Here is a 15,621-nt window from a genome sequence, read left to right on the forward strand (position 1 = left end):
CAGGCTGTCGCGGCCGCGCGACCTCATAGGTTGTCCGGCATGAGCGAACTGCTGCACATCACCGAGCGCGCCCTGTGGGAGAGCGCCCGGACCGCGGGCACGTACACCTGGTCGACCCGCGGCAGGACCCTTCAGGAGGAGGGGTTCATCCACTGCTCGTTCCCGCATCAGGTGCGCGGCGTCGCCGAGTTGTTGTACGGGGCGGCGCCCGCGCCCGGCGAACTGGTGGTGCTCGTCATCGACCCGGCCCGGCTGGACGTGCCGGTGCGCGTCGAGGAGATCAAGCCCGGAGGGCCTCAATTCCCGCACATCTACGGTCCGTTGCCGGCCGCCGCGGTGACCGAGGTACGGGACTGGCCGCGGCCTGAGAACCGTAGCCAGAAGGAACGCATGCTCGCCGGCGACCTCTACCTCGCCGACGACCCGGAACTGGAGGCGGACGCGCTGCGCGCCGCCGAACTGGGGGAGCGGTACAACGCGAGCAGCGTCACCGACCTGCCCGCGCGCCGCGCCCTGCTGCGCGAACTCCTCGGTGAGGTCGGCGAGGACGTGGTGGTGCGCCCGCCGCTCGCCGTCGACTACGGCCGGTACATCAGCATCGGCGCGCGCACCTTCGTCAACTGCGGCGCCGTGATGCTGGACGTCGCGCCGATCAGGATCGGGGAGGACGTGCAGATCGGCCCGAACGTCCAACTCCTCACCCCCACTCACCCGATCGACCCGGAGCCGCGCCGCGCGAAGTGGGAGGCGGCGAAGCCGATCACGATCGGCGACAACGTCTGGCTGGGCGGCGGTGTCATCGTCTGCCCCGGTGTCACCATCGGCGCGAACACGGTGGTGGGAGCGGGCTCCGTCGTGGCTCGCGACCTGCCGCCGGACGTGGTGGCCGTCGGCAACCCGGCGCGCGTCGTACGGAAGCTCGGGAGGGCCGGGGAGTGAGACGCCGGGGGGCGGTGTGCGTCCTCGCGGGGGCGCTGCTCGTGGGGTTCGCCGGGGGTGACCAGGGCTTTGCCGGTCACCCGAAGGCCTGGGCGGACGGGACGCCGGTCGTGTGGGCGGAGAACGAGATGCCCGAACTTCCCTTGGACGCCTACGAGTTCACGGCGGTGAACGGGAAGGCGTACGACCGCCTGGAGCAGGCCAGGAAGCTGCTCACGCAGCGCTGCATGGTCCGGCACGGCTTCGCCGGATTCCCGCGGGACCCGAAGTACCCGGGTCAGGGCAGGGGTACGACCATGCGCGCGCTCGTGATCGTGGCGACCGGACCCGTCGGCCTCTACGACCTGGGCGCCGCGCGCCGCTGGGGCTACGGCTGGGACCCGCGGCGCAGGACGTCGCCGCCCGAGCCGGAGGGGCGGGAGATGACGGCCGAGGAGTCCGACGTCTACTACGGCGACCGGCGCACCTCGCACAGCGGCTGCTACGGGGAGGCGTCCCTGCGGCTCGAGCGCGGGGTGCGGAACGTCAGACGGACGTGGACGTACGTGAGCGGGCGCGGCGCGGTGATACGTAAGCGGGTCGAGCGGGATCCGCGGATGCGGCGCGCGTTCACGGCGTGGGCCGACTGTGTGGTGGACAAGGGGTTCAAGCGGTACTCCGATCCCGCCGCGGCCTACGGCGCCAAGGAGTGGAAGCGGGGCCAGGACGGCAACACGGCCCGTACACCGAGGGAGTTGGGCACGGCCGTCGCCGACATCGAGTGCAAGCGCGCGCTCAACACGGCAGGCGTGTGGTGGGCGGTGGCGAACCGGCTCCAGCGGCGTGAACTGGCCCTCCACCGGGCCGAGTTCGAGGCGGTGCGCACCGACCGGGACCGGATGCTCGCGAACGCCGAGGCGGTGCTGAAGCCGGCGTGAGCCGGTCTGTTCCGCGGCGTCGGGATGTCCGCTACGTTCCGATGTGACGGTCATGTCGCCAGGGGGTGCTGTTCATGACGGACAACGAGGAAACGCTGTACGACCATGTGGGCGGCGACGAGGGACTGCACCGCGTGGAGGAGATCTTCTACGGGAAGGTGCTTGCCGACCCGGTCCTCAAGGCCCTCTTCCCGCACCGGCGGCCGCACCACGTGGAGCATCTGACCTGGTTCACGGCGGAGTCCCTCGGCGGCCCGGACCGCTTCACGAGCGAACTCGGCTTCCGGCACCTCGTCGACGTGCACCGCGGTCTCGACATCACCGACGAACAGCGGGTGCGCTTCGCCGAGTTGTACGAGGAGGCGCTCGACGAGGCGGGGCTGCCGGACGACGAGGGGTTCCGGGCGGCCTTCCGCTCGCACATCGAGTTCGGCACGCGCGTGGCGCAGCAGAACTCGCGGGCCCGCACCGAGGAGGAGCTCCATCCGCTGCGCGAAGTCCCCAAGTGGCGGTGGTGAGCGTCTAGTTCACCGGCGTACGGGCATCGGTCGTCGCGCGGATCGAGTCCGCCATCGCCCGGACGAACGCCTCCTGCGTCGCCTCGTCCACCAGGTCGAGTGAAAGATAGGGGTTGAGGTCCTCCAGCTCCACGAGGAGCAGTTCGCCGTCCGGGGCGCGGCAGGCGTCGACGCGCTGGATGCCGTGCGCGAGGGTGTTCCACTCGACGAAGCTCCGGGCGAACTCCCGGTCGGAGTCGGTGGGTTGGTACGGGACGAGCTCCCAGCGGCGGTCCGGGTCGGGCGCGTACAGGGCGTACTGGAGCCGGTCGTCGACGAAGTAGAAGGAGACCTCGTACGCGAAGTCGATGCGCGGCTGGACCAACAGGCCGTCTCCGTAAGGGAGTTCGGCAAGGTCGTCGGGTCGTACGAAACGCAGTCCTATCGAGTCCGCGCCCAGCTTCGGCTTCGCCACGTAACTCTCGGCGCGGGGCAGCAGCCCCAGGTCCTCGGCCCGGTCGACGGTCGGGATGACCGGGTACCCAGCGGCGGTCAGGTCCAGGAGGTACTGCTTGCCGGCCATGTCGGCGCGGCCGGTCAGCGGGTTGTAGACGTTCACGCCCCGCTCCAGGGCCTGCGCGCGGAACGCCTCGTAGGCCTCCTGGTAGCCGAGCACCGGGCCGCTGTTGCGCACCACGACCGCGTCGAAGCCGTCCATCAGCGCGGCCGCGTCCAGCGGATGGCACAGCGCGAGGTCGAATGTCGCGCGCAGCCGCGAGGTGAGCCGGATGTCCTCGTCGCAGTAGCGCCGGCCACGGGCCTCGTACGCGAGGTCGGTGACGTAGAGGACGCGGGGACGGCGGGACATGGAACGACTCCTGTACGGGGCTGAGGGCGGGGGAGGGGATGGCGAAGGGCCCGCCGGGGGATGCCCGGTCGGGCCCTTCGGAGATGTGCACGCAGCGAACCCGCGGGGGTGCACCGCCCGCCGGTTCCGCGGACGTGAACGAGGCCTGGATCAGGCCTTCTTCGTCTCCCAGAAGATCTTGTCGATCTGGGCGATGTAGTCGAGCGCCTTCTGGCCCGTGGCCGGGTCGGTCGAGCCCTTGGCGGCCGAGAGGGCCTTCAGGGTGTCGTTGACCAGCTGGTGCAGCTCCGGGTACTTCTCGAAGTGCGGGGGCTTGAAGTAGTCGCTCCACAGCACCGAGACGTGGTGCTTGGCGAGCTCGGCACGCTGCTCCTTGATGACCGTGGCGCGCGCCTGGAAGTGCGGGTCGTCGTTGCCGGCCATCTTCTCCTGGACGGCCTTGACCGACTCGGCCTCGATGCGGGCCTGGGCGGGGTCGTACACGCCGCAGGGGAGGTCGCAGTGGGCGCTGGCCTTCACCTTGGGGGCGAACAGGCGGGAAAGCATGTAGCTGTTCCTTCCTCGTGATCGTCTTCTCGGGTGCGACATTACTCCGTGCAGGACGGGTTTTCTCGGGTGCCCCCGGGGGCTTAGGTCAAAAGACCGGGGTCAGACTGGGACTGGTGGAGGATGGAACAGGTGCCGAGCACGGCGGGAACCGGGGAGGATGTCTGATGCCCGAGGCGGTCGAGGAAGTGCGCGAGGCGAAGGTGCCGTTTCAGATCATCGAGGTGGACGGTCCGTCCATGGTCCCCACCCTGTATCCGGGTGACTGGATGCTGGTGCAGCACGGCGCCCGCGTGCGGCCGGGGGACGTCATCGTGCTGCGCCACCCCTTCCAGCAGGACCTTCTGGTGGTGAAGCGGATCGCCGAGCGCAGGGACGGCGGCTGGTGGGTCCTCGGCGACAACCCGGGGGCCGGCGGCGACAGCACCGTGTACGGCGTCGTGCCGGACGAGCTGGTGCTCGCCAAGGTGCGCGGGCGGCTGCGGCGCCGCAGGCCGTGGGCCGAGGGCGAGGGTCAGCGGTCGGTGACGGCCGTGCTGTCCTGGGTCTTCTCCGCCGTACGCCCCGTGCTCTCGGACCGGTCGGCCTCCAGGCGCTTGCGGGCGCGGTAGGCGGCGACGTTGGCGCGGGTCGCGCAGCGGTCCGAGCAGTAGCGCCGTGAGCGGTTCGTGGACGTGTCGAGGTACGCGTTGCGGCAGGGCGTCGCCTCGCAGATGCCGAGGCGGTCCACGCCGTACTCGGTGAGGTGGAACGCGAGGCCCATCGCGGCGATCGCCGCGTAGCCCGCCGTCGCGTTCGACGGGTGGTCCGCCAGGTGCATGTGCCACAGCGGGCGGCCGTCCTCGTCGCGGTGGTTGTGCCCGGAGATCTGCGGGCTCACCGGGAACTCCAGGAGCAGCGAGTTCAGCAGGTTCACCGCGAGCTCCTCGTCGCCTCCGTCGGCGGCCTCGAAGACGGTGCGCAGGCGCGCCCGGATGCCGCGGAAGCGGGTCAGGTCGGCGTCGGTGGCGCGGCGGGCCGCGTCCTGGCTGGCGCCGAAGAGCTCGCGCACCGCTTCCACCGAGGTCAACGTGTCCTTGCCACGCCCCGGTTCCTCGGTGTTGACGAGACGCACGGCGTAGTCCGAGTAATAGGCCAGTTCCACTTGTAGTCCTTACCGGTGCGGTCTATCGTCGGGGTCGGCGAGAGTAATGCTCGCTTCGCGCTCAAGGGTATTACGGGAGGGACCTTCCATGACCGAGACCACCGCCCCCGACACCGCCCCGGCGACCGACTGGCGTGCCTGGCAGGACAGCTGGGACCGGCAGCAGGAGTGGTACATGCCCGACCGCGAGGAGCGGTTCCGGGTGATGCTCGACATGGTCGAGGCGTTCGTCGGGCCCGCGCCCCGGGTGCTCGATCTCGCGTGCGGTACGGGAAGTATCACGGACCGGCTCCTGAAGCGGTTCCCGGAGGCGACGAGTGTGGGCGTCGACCTCGACCCGGCGCTGCTCGCCATCGCGCGCGGCACGTTCGAGGGCGACGAGCGGGTCAGCTTCGTGACCGCCGACCTCAAGAACCCGCAGTGGACGTCGGCGCTGCCGCACGACTCGTACGACGCCGTGCTCACGGCCACCGCCCTGCACTGGCTGCACTCCGAACCCCTCGCCGCGCTCTACGGCCGACTCGGCCCGCTGGTGCGGGACGGCGGTGTCTTCATGAACGCGGACCACATGATCGACCCCTCGACGCCCCGGATCAACGCCGCGGAGCGGGCGCTGCGGCATGCGCGGATGGACGCGGCGAAGACGGGCGGGGCGGTGGACTGGGCCGAGTGGTGGGCGCTGGCCGCGAAGGACCCGGTCCTGGCCGAGCCGACGGCGCGGCGGTTCGAGATCTACGGGGAGCACGCGGACGGGGAGACTCCGTCGGCCGGCTGGCACTCGGGGGCGCTCCGCGATGCCGGGTTCGGGGAGGCGCGGGTGGTGTGGGCGTCGCCGTCGGACGCGATGGTTCTTGCCGTGAAGTGAATCGTCTGCGGGTGCGTGGGGGCTGGTCGCGCAGTTCCCCGCGCCCCTGAAATGCCTGCGCTTCGCGCGCATTTCCCCGATGAAGGCTGAGCGGCGAAGGCGCTCGCCTTCAGGGGCGCGGGGCTGTGACATCAGCGGCTCCGCCGCGGGGCGCGACCAGCCACGACGCAACCCGCACCCGGCAACGGAAAGGACCCGGCAGACGCGCTGCCGGGTCCTTTCCGTTGCCGGACGCCTACAGGACCTTCGAGAGGAAGCCCTGCGTGCGTTCGTGGCGGGGGTTCGTCAGGACGTCCCGCGGGTGGCCCGACTCGACCACGACGCCCTCGTCCATGAAGACCAGGCTGTCGCCGACCTCGCGCGCGAAGCCCATCTCGTGCGTGACGACGATCATCGTCATGCCCGACTCGGCGAGGTCGCGCATGACGTCGAGGACGTCACCGACCAGCTCCGGGTCGAGCGCGGACGTCGGCTCGTCGAACAGCATCAGCTTCGGGTCCATCGCCAGGGCCCGCGCGATGGCGACGCGCTGCTGCTGGCCGCCGGAGAGCTGCGAGGGGTAGTTGCCCGCCTTGTCGGCGAGACCGACGCGGTCGAGCAGCTGCGCCGCCCGCTCCCTGGCCTGCGCCTTCGACTGCTTCTTGACCTGGACCGGCGCCTCCATGACGTTCTCGAGCGCCGTCATGTGCGGGAAGAGGTTGAAGCGCTGGAACACCATGCCGATGTCGCGCCGCTTCAACGCGACTTCCCGGTCGCGGAGTTCGAAGAGCTTGTCGCCCTGCTGCCGGTAGCCGACCAGCTCGCCGTCGACGTAGAGCCGACCGCCGTTGATCTTCTCCAGGTGGTTGATGCACCGCAGGAACGTCGACTTGCCGGAGCCGGAGGGGCCGATGAGGCAGAAGACCTCACCCTGCTTGACCTCCAGGTCGATGCCCTTGAGGACCTCCACGTTGCCGAAGGACTTGTGGACGCCCTCAGCCTTGACCATTGCGTTCACAGGTCATCGCCTCCAAGCGGACAGTGAAACCATGTTGGCCTTCACCTTCTGCCACGGCGTGCTCGGCAGCTGCCGCGTCGTGCCCCGCGCGTAGTAACGCTCGATGTAGAACTGCCCGACGCTCAGGATCGACGTCATGACCAGGTACCAGGCGGCCGCGGTGAAGTACATCTCCACCGGGGCGCCGGACTGCTGCCCGATGTCCTGGGCGTACCGGAAGAGTTCGTTGAACTGGACCGCCGCGACGAGCGAGGTGGTCTTCAGCATGTTGATGAACTCGTTGCCGGTCGGCGGCACGATGACCCGCATGGCCTGCGGGATCACGATGCGGCGCAGCGTCTTGGAGTGGCTCATGCCGAGCGCGTGCGACGCCTCGGTCTGGCCCTCGTCGACGGACATGAGGCCCGCGCGGCAGATCTCCGCCATGTACGCCGCCTCGTTGAGCCCCAGGCCGAGGAGGGCCGTGAGCAGCGGCGTCATGAAGGACGACCAGTAGTCCTTGTAGATCGGCCCGAGGTTGATGTACTCGAAGACCAGGCCCAGGTTGAACCAGATGAACAGCTGGACCAGGACCGGGGTGCCGCGGAAGAACCAGATGTAGAACCAGGCGATCGAGCTGGTCACCGGGTTCTTCGACAGGCGCATCACGGCGAGGGTGATACCGCCGACGACACCGATCAGCATCGACAGGACGGTCAGGAGCAGGGTCTTGCCGACGCCCGTCAGGATGCGGTCGTCGAAGAAGTACTCGGGGACCGTGCCCCACTGGATCTTGCCCTGGCCGAACGCGTAGATGATCGAGCCGAGGAGCCCGAGGGCGATGACCGCGGCGAGGTAGCGCCCGTAATGCCGGACCGGGATCGCCCTGATGGCTTCCGGCACGGTCACGGGCGGCGGCGTGTCCTGGGGGCCGCCGCCCGTCTTCTTTATGTCAGCAGACACGGATCTTGCCTTTCAACGACGTCAACTGAGCCCGCGATGCGGTCACTTGCCGCCGTTGACAGTGGCTTCCTTCACGGCGCCGGCCTCGACGCCCCACTTGGCGATGATCTTGTCGTAGTCGCCGTTCTTGATCACGGCGTCGAGCGCGGCCTTGATGGCGTCGCGCAGCTGCGTCTGGTCCTTGGCCACCGCGATGCCGTACGGCGCCGCCTCGACCTGGTCGCCGACGATCTCGAAGTCCTTGCCGCCGCCCGAGGTCTTCACCGCGTACGCGGCGACCGGGAAGTCGGAGGAGCCGGCGTCGGCGCCACCGGAGCGCAGCCGGGTCTGCGCCTGCTGGTCGTCGTCGAAGGCCTGGATGCCGAGCTTCTTGCCGCCCTTGCACTTCTTGGCCTGCGCCTTGGCGAGGTCGTGCGAGACGGTGCCGCGCTGGACGACGATCTTCTTGCCGCACAGGTCGTCCCAGGTCTTGATGGACTGGGTCTTGCCCTTGGGTGTGTAGATCGAGACGCCGGCGTTGAAGTAGTCGACGAAGTCGACGCCCTCGCCGACCTTCTTGCCGGTGTCGGAGTCGACACCGTCCTGGCGGTCCTTGGTGTCGGTCATGGCCGACATGGCGATGTCGTAGCGGTTCGAGCGCAGACCCGTGATCAGGGTGTCGAAGGTGCCGTTCTGGAACTCGAACTTCACGCCCAGCTGCTTGCCGAGGGCGTCCGCGAGGTCGGGGTCGATACCGATGGCCTTGCCCGACTTGTCCTTGAACTCGACCGGCGCGTACGCGATGTCGGAGCCGACGCGGATGACGCCCTTGTCGCGGATCTCCTTCGGGAGCTTGCTCGCGAGCGGCGCGGACTTCGTGGAGGACTTCGCGGAGCCCTCCTCGGACTTCGTCTGGTCACCGCAGCCGGTCAGCAGCAGGGTGCCGGCGACCGCGATCGCGCCGACCGCGGCTATCCGGGACTTCGCGGTGGTACGACGGGTGGTGCTTGCGGTCATGGTTGGTTCCTCCGGCAGGGTGAGGGAGTTGCCGTGCATAGGTCGACGTGTGGCACACACCTTCGGGTGTCGCGACCTCGTGTGATGACGGCATCTTGCCATTCGGACTGGCCGGTTCAGGGGGTCTGAGATGTCAAAATCGGATAACAGGTGAACCAAGACGTCCAACAGGCCCGCACATCAAGGTGCATGGACGCCACATCATCTGCGGGCGCAGCGCCCGGCGACCGGAGATTCTCCGGCGAACCGTCCGGTGTCTCACCATTCGGGCGTTCTTTCATCGGTCTTTGAGCGCGAGTCGATGACTTGTCCACATATTCGGCTATGAGTCATGTCACCGCCGCGTGATCGATCACGTATGCACTCGTGCGCGACACCGTCCGTCAGGTAAGAAGGTTCTTTACACCCCTCATCCGGGGCAGAGCCGTTCAGGCTCAAGGGCGCGCGTGCGGCGCGCCCGTCGTGTACGTGCCCGTGCAGCGGTTCACCAACGTGAACCGAGCGGTGCGTACGCGGTGCCCGCCCGCTCCTCAACCAGGAGCGGACACCCTCACTGATGCAATAAGACTTAAGGGGTCAGACAAGTGGCAGCGGAGATCGTCAATCCTCGCAGCGACAGCAGTACCGGCAACGAAGGCACCGACGAGCCCTTCGATCCGGCGTTCGCGCTGCACCGCGGCGGCAAGATGGCCGTGCAGGCCACCGTGCCGGTCCGCGACAAGGACGACCTGTCCCTGGCGTACACGCCCGGCGTCGCGAAAGTGTGCAGCGCGATCGCCGAGCAGCCCGAACTCGTCCACGACTACACGTGGAAGTCGAACGTCGTGGCTGTCGTGACGGACGGTACGGCCGTGCTCGGACTCGGTGACATCGGTCCCGAGGCGTCCCTCCCGGTGATGGAGGGCAAGGCCATTCTCTTCAAGCAGTTCGGCGGCGTCGACGCGGTGCCGCTGGCGCTCGCGACGACCGACGTCGACGAGATCGTCGACACCGTCGTGCGGCTCGCGCCGTCCTTCGGCGGCGTCAACCTGGAGGACATCGCGGCGCCGCGGTGCTTCGAGATCGAGCGCAAGCTCCAGGAGAAGCTCGACATCCCGGTCTTCCACGACGACCAGCACGGCACGGCCGTGGTCACGCTGGCCGCCCTGAAGAACGCGGCGAAGCTGTCCGGGCGGTCGCTCGGCGAGCTGCGCGGCGTGATCTCCGGCGCCGGTGCGGCGGGCGTGGCGATCGCGAAGTTCCTCCTCGAGGCGGGCCTCGGCGACGTGGCGGTCACCGACCGCAAGGGCATCGTCAGCCGGGACCGCGAGGACCTCACGCCGGTCAAGCGTGAGCTCGCCGAGATCACGAACAAGGCCGGTCTGAGCGGCTCCCTGGAGGACGCGCTCGCCGGGGCCGACCTGTTCATCGGCGTCTCGGGCGGTACGGTCCCCGAGCCGGCGGTCGCCTCCATGGCGCCGGGCGCCTTCGTCTTCGCGATGGCGAACCCGAACCCCGAGGTGCACCCCGACATCGCCCACAAGTACGCGGCCGTGGTCGCGACCGGGCGCTCGGACTACCCGAACCAGATCAACAACGTCCTCGCGTTCCCGGGCATCTTCGCGGGCGCCCTCCAGGTGCGCGCCTCCCGGATCACCGAGGGCATGAAGATCGCCGCCGCCGACGCGCTGGCCGCCGTGGTGGGTGACGAGCTCGCCGCCGGTTACGTCATCCCGTCGCCGTTCGACGAGCGCGTGGCGCCGGCGGTCACGGCGGCGGTCGCGGCCGCGGCCCGCGCCGAGGGCGTCGCCCGCCGCTAGCGGTTTCCGTACATGGTGAAGGCCCTGCCCCTGTCGGCGGGGCCTTTTCCGTGCCCCGCGCCAGGGGATGTGTGTCACAGGCGGGGGTGGTTCCGTGCGCCTGCCGGGCGACCTATCGTCACGGTTATGTTCGCCGCCTACGCAGCCCGCATCGACCGTGATCAGCCGCTGAACGGCCTGGAGTTGGGGGAGCGGCCCGCCCCCGAGAACCGGCCCGGCTGGACCACCGTGAACGTCAAGGCCGCCTCCCTCAACCACCACGATCTGTGGTCCCTGCGCGGGGTCGGACTCGGTGAGGAGGCGCTGCCGATGATCCTTGGCTGCGACGCCGCCGGGATCGACAGCGAGGGCAACGAGGTCGTGCTGCACTCCGTCATCGGGCAGACCGGCTACGGGGTCGGGCCGCGCGAGGGGCGCTCCATCCTCACCGAGAAGTACCAGGGCACTTTCGCCGAGCAGGTCTCCGTGCCGCAGTGGAACGTGCTGCCCAAGCCGAAGGAGCTCTCCTTCGAGGAGGCCGCGTGCCTGCCCACCGCGTGGCTGACGGCGTACCGGATGCTCTTCACGAACGCGGGCGTACGGCCCGGCGACTCGGTCCTGGTGCAGGGCGCGGGCGGCGGCGTCGCCACGGCCGCCATCGTCCTCGGCAAGGCGGCCGGACTGCGTGTCTTCGCGACCAGCCGGGACGAGGCCAAGCGCAAGCGTGCCCTGGAGCTGGGCGCCGTCGAGGCGCTGGAGTCGGGGGCGCGGCTGCCGCAGCGCGTGGACGCGGTCATCGAGACGGTGGGCGCGGCGACCTGGTCGCACTCGGTCAAGTCCCTGCGGCCGGGCGGCACCCTGGTCATCTCGGGCGCGACCAGCGGCCCCAACCCGAAGGCCGCCGAACTCAACCGCATCTTCTTCCTGGAGCTGAAGGTCGTCGGCTCGACGATGGGTTCCAAGGACGAGCTGGAGGACCTGCTGGCCTTCTGCGCGGCGACGGGCGTGCGCCCGGTCATCGACGAGGTGCTGCCGCTCGACCGGGCGCGCGAGGGCTTCGAGAAGATGGCGGGCGGCGACCTGTTCGGCAAGATCGTCCTGACGGTCTGACCGCTCGACCTGCTGTGTGACGAGGACGAGGACGAGGGCGCCCTGGATTCGCCGGGGCGCCCTTTCGTTCGCTCTCCATGTCAACCAAGGTTGACGACGTGGGTCGTGTCAACCTACATTGACACCATGACCGAGGCAACGGATCTCGCCGAGCAGGCGGGCGCCCGCGATCCGCGGGTCGGGCTGCGCGCGGTCGCCGCGCTGCGGCGGCTGCTCGAGCAGCTGGAAGCGGTACAGGTGCGCAGTGCGCGCAATCAGGGCTGGTCGTGGCAGGAGATCGCGGCCGAGCTCGGGATCAGCAGGCAGGCCGTGCACAAGAAGTACGGGAGGCGATGATGTTCGAGCGATTCACCAAGGGCGCCCGCGACGTGGTCAAGGGCGCCGTCACCCACGCGGAACAGGAGCGCGCGCAGTCCGTCGACGCGGGCCATCTGCTGCTCTCGCTCCTCGACCGGCGCGGCACCCGCGGCTCCTTCGCCCTCGGCGCGCTCGGCGTCGACGCCGACGGACGCCGGGAGGTCATCGGCCGCTCCCTGGCCGACGCCCGCCGCCGCGCGGGCCTGAGCCGGGCGGACGCGGACGCCCTCGCCGGACTCGGCATCGACGTGGACGAGATCGTCGCGCGGGTCGAACAGGCCCACGGCGTCGGCGCGCTGACCGGTGGCCGCCGGCTGGGCGGCCGGCGCCCCTTCAGCCGCGAGGCCAAGGGCGTCCTGGAATCGTCCCTGCGCAGCGCCCTCGCCCACCACGACCGGGCCATCGGCGACGAACATCTCCTCCTCGCCCTGACCGCCCGCCCCGGCATCGCGGCCGAGGCCTTGGCCGAGCACGGCGTGACGACGCGGTCCGTGGAGCGGGTGCTCTACGGGGGCGGGCAGGCGGCGGCGAGCTGACCGCTGCCTCCCCACCCCGGTCGCTCACCCCTTCGGCGTCCGCAGCGTCGCCCCGATGCGGGCCGCCGCCTCCGACAGGTGGCGGCGTGCCGTGTCGAGCTGGCCGGGGGTGACCCCGTGGTCGCGGGCCGTGTCGCGGATGTCGTCGCGGAAGCGGTCCAGGAGGCGGTCCAGGTCGCGGGACGGGTCGCCGGTGGGGTCCTCCGTCGCCCAGGGCGGGAGGTACTCGGTGGGGATGTCGTCCGACGGGGGGCGGTACTGGGGCTCGGGGGCCGGGCGGGTGGCGGTGGTGTCCTTGCCGAAGGTCTTGCCGAACTCGCCGAACTCCCTGGCCAGTTCGGACAGGCCCTCGCGGACGCCCGTCGGCCAGTCGCCGCGCGCGAAGTGGTCCTGGACCTGGTCCTGCACGCGCTTGGCCATCCGCTGGAACTCCTCCTGCGCCTGCGCCCGCACCTTGTCCTGGGTCTCCTTGGCCTGGCGGCGTGCCCGCTGGGCCTCGTCGCGGGCGCGCCGGCTCTCGTCCTTGGCCCGCCGCGCCTGCTCCTTCCACTCCTGCTTGGCGCGGCGCAGCTCCTCCTTGGCCGCGCGCCAGGACTCCGGGTCCTTGAAGTCCGCCGCTTCCTTGGGCCCCGAGGAGCGCGCCTGGGACGTGGCCGCCCGGACCTCGCGGCGCAGATCGCCCGCCGCACCCCGTACGTCGTCCCGGATCTCGGCGGCCAGCTCGGCCACCGACTCGCGGATCTCCAGCTCCAGGTCCGCCAACTCGCCGCTGCGGTCCGCCAGTTCGGCGCGGCCCGCGTCGGTGATCGCGTAGACCTTCCGGCCTCCCTCGGTGGTGTGCGTGACCAGGCCCTCGGACTCCAGCTTGGCCAGGCGCGGGTAGACCGTGCCCGCCGACGGGGCGTACAGGCCCTGGAAGCGCTCCTCCAGGAGGCGGATCACCTCGTACCCGTGGCGCGGGGCCTCGTCGAGCAGCTTGAGGAGGTAGAGGCGCAGTCGGCCGTGGGCGAAGACGGGAGCCATCAGAGCACCTTCTTGTCGGCGGCGGGCTGGTCGGCGGGGGAGTCGGCCGGTGCCGCGGCGTCCGGTGCCGCGTCGTCCGTCGGTGGCCTGCGCAGGAGGGCGATCGCGCCGGAGACCGTGGTCGCCTTGAGCTTGCCGGTGCCCGCGCCGAGGCGACCGGTGATCTTGTGCGCGCCCCACTGGCCGGAGACCCGCAGGCCCTCGAAGGCGTTCGACACCGCGCCGCTCGCCGTGTTCGCCTCGACCTCCGTGTCCGCCGGGTGCGGGATGCGGATGGCGATCTCGCCGGAGACGCTCGCCAGGCTGACGTCCGTGGGCCCCGCCGGGTCCAGGTCCACGATCATCGAGCCGCTGACGGTGTCCGCCTTGAGGGAGGGGCCCGAGCCGTCCACCACGGTCAGGTCCCCCGACACCGACTCGAACCGGAGGTCGCCCGTGACCGCCTGCGCCTCCACGCTGCCGGAGACCGTGCTGGTGTGCACCGGCCCGGTGACTCCCACCAGCGTGGTGTCGCCGGTGACGCCCTTCACCGCCGTGCGCCCCTCTATGCCGGAGACGACCGCACCGGCGCCGACCACGCCGACCTCGACCCTGGTGCCGGACGGGACGGCGAGGGAGACGACCGCGCTGCGGTGCCAGCCCTTGCGGTCGAGCCACTTGAGGAAGCCCTTCCAGGGCAGGTCGTCGTAGGCGACGGACAGGGTGCCGTCCGCCGCCTGCTTCACCAGGAGCGGTGGCCCTTCGATGTCGGAGACCTCCAGGCGGGCGGAACTCTCGTCGGTGCCCACCACGTTCACCGTTCCGTTCACGATGCGTACGTGCAGGGCCGTCACCGGCTCGTCGAAGGCGAGCTTCTGCGGCTCCGCGACGGACCACTCGGGCATGGTGCGACCTCCTCGGAAGCGAACGCGCCATATCGCGTTCCCTGACACTCACGATATATCGCGGTTCCGGGAAGTCAAGACTGTCGCGACATCTCCGGGTTCGTCTGGGGGGTCATACGTGGGCTCATTTGTGGTCCAAGTAGGGCAAATTCGCCTAGCGTGGGGCCATGCCGTCCCCTGAATCCGCCGGTGCGCTCCTGCTGTGCCGGGCCGAGCCCGCCGTCGTAGGCCCCGCCGCGCAGTTGCTGCGCCGGACCATGCTGCTCACCTCCGCCGGACGCGAGTGGAGCGTCCTCGTACCGGAGGAGAAGCCGTGGGCGGCCGAGGGCGAGCCCGTCGACCGGGTCCTCGGCGGCTGGGCCGGAGCGCTCGCCGTGGGCGCCACCTGGCCGGTGCTCGCCCTGTGGTGGGACACCGACCACAGCGGCTTCACGCTCGCCTCCGGGTTCCGCCGCCCCGTCGGCTACGAATGGCTGGCGAACGGCACCCCGGTCGGTGAGCACGAGGCCCTGCGCACCTTCGCCGCCCGCCTCGGCCTCGACCCCGTACTCGACATGCAAGCCCTCGAAGCCCTGGCCGAGCCGGACTCCGAGGCCGACGCCCGCGCGCGGATGCGCGGCCTGCTCGCCGTCCTCACCCGCACCGGCCTGACCCTCCCCGCGGGCCTGACCCCCGGCGAACCGGCGGACCGGCTGCGCGAGGTCGCCCGGGTCCAGCCGGACGTGGAGCGTGTGGAGTGGTCGGGGTGGCGGGACGCCGTCCACGCCGAGCTAGACGTCGTGGAGTCCAGCAGCATCGGCCCCTGGCTGCGCGGTCCCAAGGCCCGCTGTGTGGCCGCCGCCCAGCTCGCCGCCGGGCTGCCGCTCACGCTCTACGGTCTGCGCCGCCGCAGCGGCGGCTGGGCCACGGCCGGGGCCGTCCTGCTCGCCCACGGGGCGCTCGGATTCGCGTACGACAGGATGCGGGCCGGCCGCGCGTAGCAGCCGGCCTACTCGTCGTCCTCGTCGTCGTCCAGGCGGGCCAGCCACGTCGCCAGGCGCTCCACCGGCACCTCGAAGTCGGGGTTCAGGTCGACGAAGGTCCGCAGCTGCTCGGCGAGCCACTCGAAGGTGACCTCCTCCTCGCCTCGCCGCTTCTCCAGCTCTTCGATGCCACGGTCCGTGAAGTACATGGATCCAGGATATGCGGCAGGGCCGCACCCCCTGACGGGAGTGCGGCCCTG

General features: G+C 70.4%; 19 protein-coding genes and 1 pseudogene. 11 read left to right on the forward strand and 9 right to left on the reverse strand.

Going from position 1 to position 15,621, the window contains the following annotated elements:
- Nucleotides 1–39 precede the first annotated feature (39 nt).
- From AB0L37_RS28640 to AB0L37_RS28655, 4 genes and pseudogenes are all read left to right on the forward strand, one after another.
- A pseudogene (locus AB0L37_RS28640) lies at nucleotides 40–357 on the forward strand (DUF952 domain-containing protein); the annotation flags it as partial.
- 33 nt (nucleotides 358–390) lie between these two features.
- Nucleotides 391–939: a sugar O-acetyltransferase gene (locus AB0L37_RS28645; protein ID WP_365511651.1), complete on the forward strand. Its 549-nt coding sequence runs from the start codon at nucleotides 391–393 to the stop codon at nucleotides 937–939.
- Nucleotides 936–1,856 (forward strand): hypothetical protein, encoded by a 921-nt coding sequence (locus tag AB0L37_RS28650; protein ID WP_365511436.1) that lies wholly within the window; start codon nucleotides 936–938, stop codon nucleotides 1,854–1,856. Before AB0L37_RS28645 ends, AB0L37_RS28650 begins: the two co-directional genes overlap by 4 nt.
- A gap of 74 nt (nucleotides 1,857–1,930) precedes the next feature.
- The gene (locus tag AB0L37_RS28655) at nucleotides 1,931–2,374 is read left to right on the forward strand and encodes a group II truncated hemoglobin (protein WP_365511439.1); all 444 of its coding nucleotides are present in this window, start codon (nucleotides 1,931–1,933) and stop codon (nucleotides 2,372–2,374) included.
- A gap of 4 nt (nucleotides 2,375–2,378) precedes the next feature.
- Here the strand turns inward: AB0L37_RS28655 and AB0L37_RS28660 are convergent, their stop codons facing one another.
- Complete coding sequence (locus tag AB0L37_RS28660) at nucleotides 2,379–3,221, reverse strand: hypothetical protein (protein ID WP_365511442.1); 843 nt, start codon at nucleotides 3,219–3,221, stop codon at nucleotides 2,379–2,381.
- Between the two features lie 150 nt (nucleotides 3,222–3,371).
- Complete coding sequence (gene sodN, locus AB0L37_RS28665) at nucleotides 3,372–3,767, reverse strand: superoxide dismutase, Ni (protein WP_365511445.1); 396 nt, start codon at nucleotides 3,765–3,767, stop codon at nucleotides 3,372–3,374.
- A gap of 167 nt (nucleotides 3,768–3,934) precedes the next feature.
- On the opposite strand from sodN, the gene sodX reads away from it, so the two are divergent.
- On the forward strand, nucleotides 3,935–4,378 hold the full coding sequence (gene sodX / locus AB0L37_RS28670) for a nickel-type superoxide dismutase maturation protease (RefSeq protein ID WP_365511447.1): 444 nt from the start codon (nucleotides 3,935–3,937) through the stop codon (nucleotides 4,376–4,378).
- Here sodX and AB0L37_RS28675 read toward each other — a convergent pair.
- Nucleotides 4,282–4,911 carry a CGNR zinc finger domain-containing protein gene (locus AB0L37_RS28675; protein WP_365511450.1) on the reverse strand — a complete coding sequence of 210 codons (630 nt, stop codon included), beginning with the start codon at nucleotides 4,909–4,911 and terminating at the stop codon, nucleotides 4,282–4,284. The two genes, sodX and AB0L37_RS28675, sit on opposite strands and share 97 nt — an antisense overlap.
- An 88-nt stretch (nucleotides 4,912–4,999) precedes the next feature.
- Between AB0L37_RS28675 and AB0L37_RS28680 the strand changes: the two genes are divergently transcribed.
- On the forward strand, nucleotides 5,000–5,776 hold the full coding sequence (locus AB0L37_RS28680; RefSeq protein WP_365511453.1) for a class I SAM-dependent methyltransferase: 777 nt from the start codon (nucleotides 5,000–5,002) through the stop codon (nucleotides 5,774–5,776).
- Between the two features lie 235 nt (nucleotides 5,777–6,011).
- Here the strand turns inward: AB0L37_RS28680 and AB0L37_RS28685 are convergent, their stop codons facing one another.
- The 3 genes from AB0L37_RS28685 to AB0L37_RS28695 are packed head-to-tail and all read right to left on the reverse strand — an operon-like array spanning nucleotide 6,012 to nucleotide 8,711.
- On the reverse strand, nucleotides 6,012–6,773 hold the full coding sequence (locus AB0L37_RS28685) for an amino acid ABC transporter ATP-binding protein (protein ID WP_365511456.1): 762 nt from the start codon (nucleotides 6,771–6,773) through the stop codon (nucleotides 6,012–6,014).
- Nucleotides 6,774–6,776: 3 nt separating this feature from the next.
- Nucleotides 6,777–7,715, reverse strand: coding sequence for an amino acid ABC transporter permease (locus AB0L37_RS28690; protein WP_365511458.1), 939 nt, complete (start codon nucleotides 7,713–7,715; stop codon nucleotides 6,777–6,779).
- Nucleotides 7,716–7,757: 42 nt separating this feature from the next.
- Nucleotides 7,758–8,711, reverse strand: a complete 954-nt coding sequence (locus AB0L37_RS28695; RefSeq protein ID WP_365511461.1) for an ABC transporter substrate-binding protein — start codon at nucleotides 8,709–8,711, stop codon at nucleotides 7,758–7,760.
- Nucleotides 8,712–9,295: 584 nt separating this feature from the next.
- Between AB0L37_RS28695 and AB0L37_RS28700 the strand changes: the two genes are divergently transcribed.
- The 4 genes from AB0L37_RS28700 to AB0L37_RS28715 all read left to right on the forward strand — a co-directional run bounded on the left by AB0L37_RS28700 (nucleotide 9,296) and on the right by AB0L37_RS28715 (nucleotide 12,492).
- Complete coding sequence (locus AB0L37_RS28700; protein WP_365511464.1) at nucleotides 9,296–10,510, forward strand: NADP-dependent malic enzyme; 1,215 nt, start codon at nucleotides 9,296–9,298, stop codon at nucleotides 10,508–10,510.
- Nucleotides 10,511–10,636: 126 nt separating this feature from the next.
- Nucleotides 10,637–11,599 carry a zinc-binding dehydrogenase gene (locus AB0L37_RS28705; RefSeq protein ID WP_365511467.1) on the forward strand — a complete coding sequence of 321 codons (963 nt, stop codon included), beginning with the start codon at nucleotides 10,637–10,639 and terminating at the stop codon, nucleotides 11,597–11,599.
- A 126-nt stretch (nucleotides 11,600–11,725) separates the two neighbouring features.
- Entirely contained in the window at nucleotides 11,726–11,935 is a 210-nt protein-coding gene (locus AB0L37_RS28710) for a helix-turn-helix domain-containing protein (protein WP_306323449.1), read from the forward strand.
- Entirely contained in the window at nucleotides 11,935–12,492 is a 558-nt protein-coding gene (locus tag AB0L37_RS28715) for a Clp protease N-terminal domain-containing protein (RefSeq protein ID WP_365511654.1), read from the forward strand. The genes AB0L37_RS28710 and AB0L37_RS28715 overlap by 1 nt, the downstream gene beginning before the upstream one ends.
- A gap of 24 nt (nucleotides 12,493–12,516) precedes the next feature.
- On the opposite strand, the gene AB0L37_RS28720 is transcribed toward AB0L37_RS28715, so the two are convergent.
- Nucleotides 12,517–13,515 carry a helix-turn-helix transcriptional regulator gene (locus AB0L37_RS28720; protein ID WP_365511470.1) on the reverse strand — a complete coding sequence of 333 codons (999 nt, stop codon included), beginning with the start codon at nucleotides 13,513–13,515 and terminating at the stop codon, nucleotides 12,517–12,519.
- A complete protein-coding gene (locus AB0L37_RS28725; protein WP_365511472.1) occupies nucleotides 13,515–14,399 on the reverse strand; it encodes a DUF4097 family beta strand repeat-containing protein in 885 nt (294 codons plus the stop codon). The genes AB0L37_RS28720 and AB0L37_RS28725 overlap by 1 nt, the downstream gene beginning before the upstream one ends.
- 167 nt (nucleotides 14,400–14,566) lie before the next feature.
- Between AB0L37_RS28725 and AB0L37_RS28730 the strand changes: the two genes are divergently transcribed.
- Nucleotides 14,567–15,379, forward strand: a complete 813-nt coding sequence (locus AB0L37_RS28730) for a hypothetical protein (protein ID WP_365511475.1) — start codon at nucleotides 14,567–14,569, stop codon at nucleotides 15,377–15,379.
- Between the two features lie 8 nt (nucleotides 15,380–15,387).
- Here the strand turns inward: AB0L37_RS28730 and AB0L37_RS28735 are convergent, their stop codons facing one another.
- Complete coding sequence (locus tag AB0L37_RS28735) at nucleotides 15,388–15,570, reverse strand: DUF6104 family protein (protein ID WP_019058231.1); 183 nt, start codon at nucleotides 15,568–15,570, stop codon at nucleotides 15,388–15,390.
- Nucleotides 15,571–15,621: the final 51 nt, after the last annotated feature.

The sequence above is a fragment of the Streptomyces sp. NPDC052225 genome, assembly GCF_040679615.1.
Classification (GTDB): Bacteria; Actinomycetota; Actinomycetes; order Streptomycetales; family Streptomycetaceae; genus Streptomyces.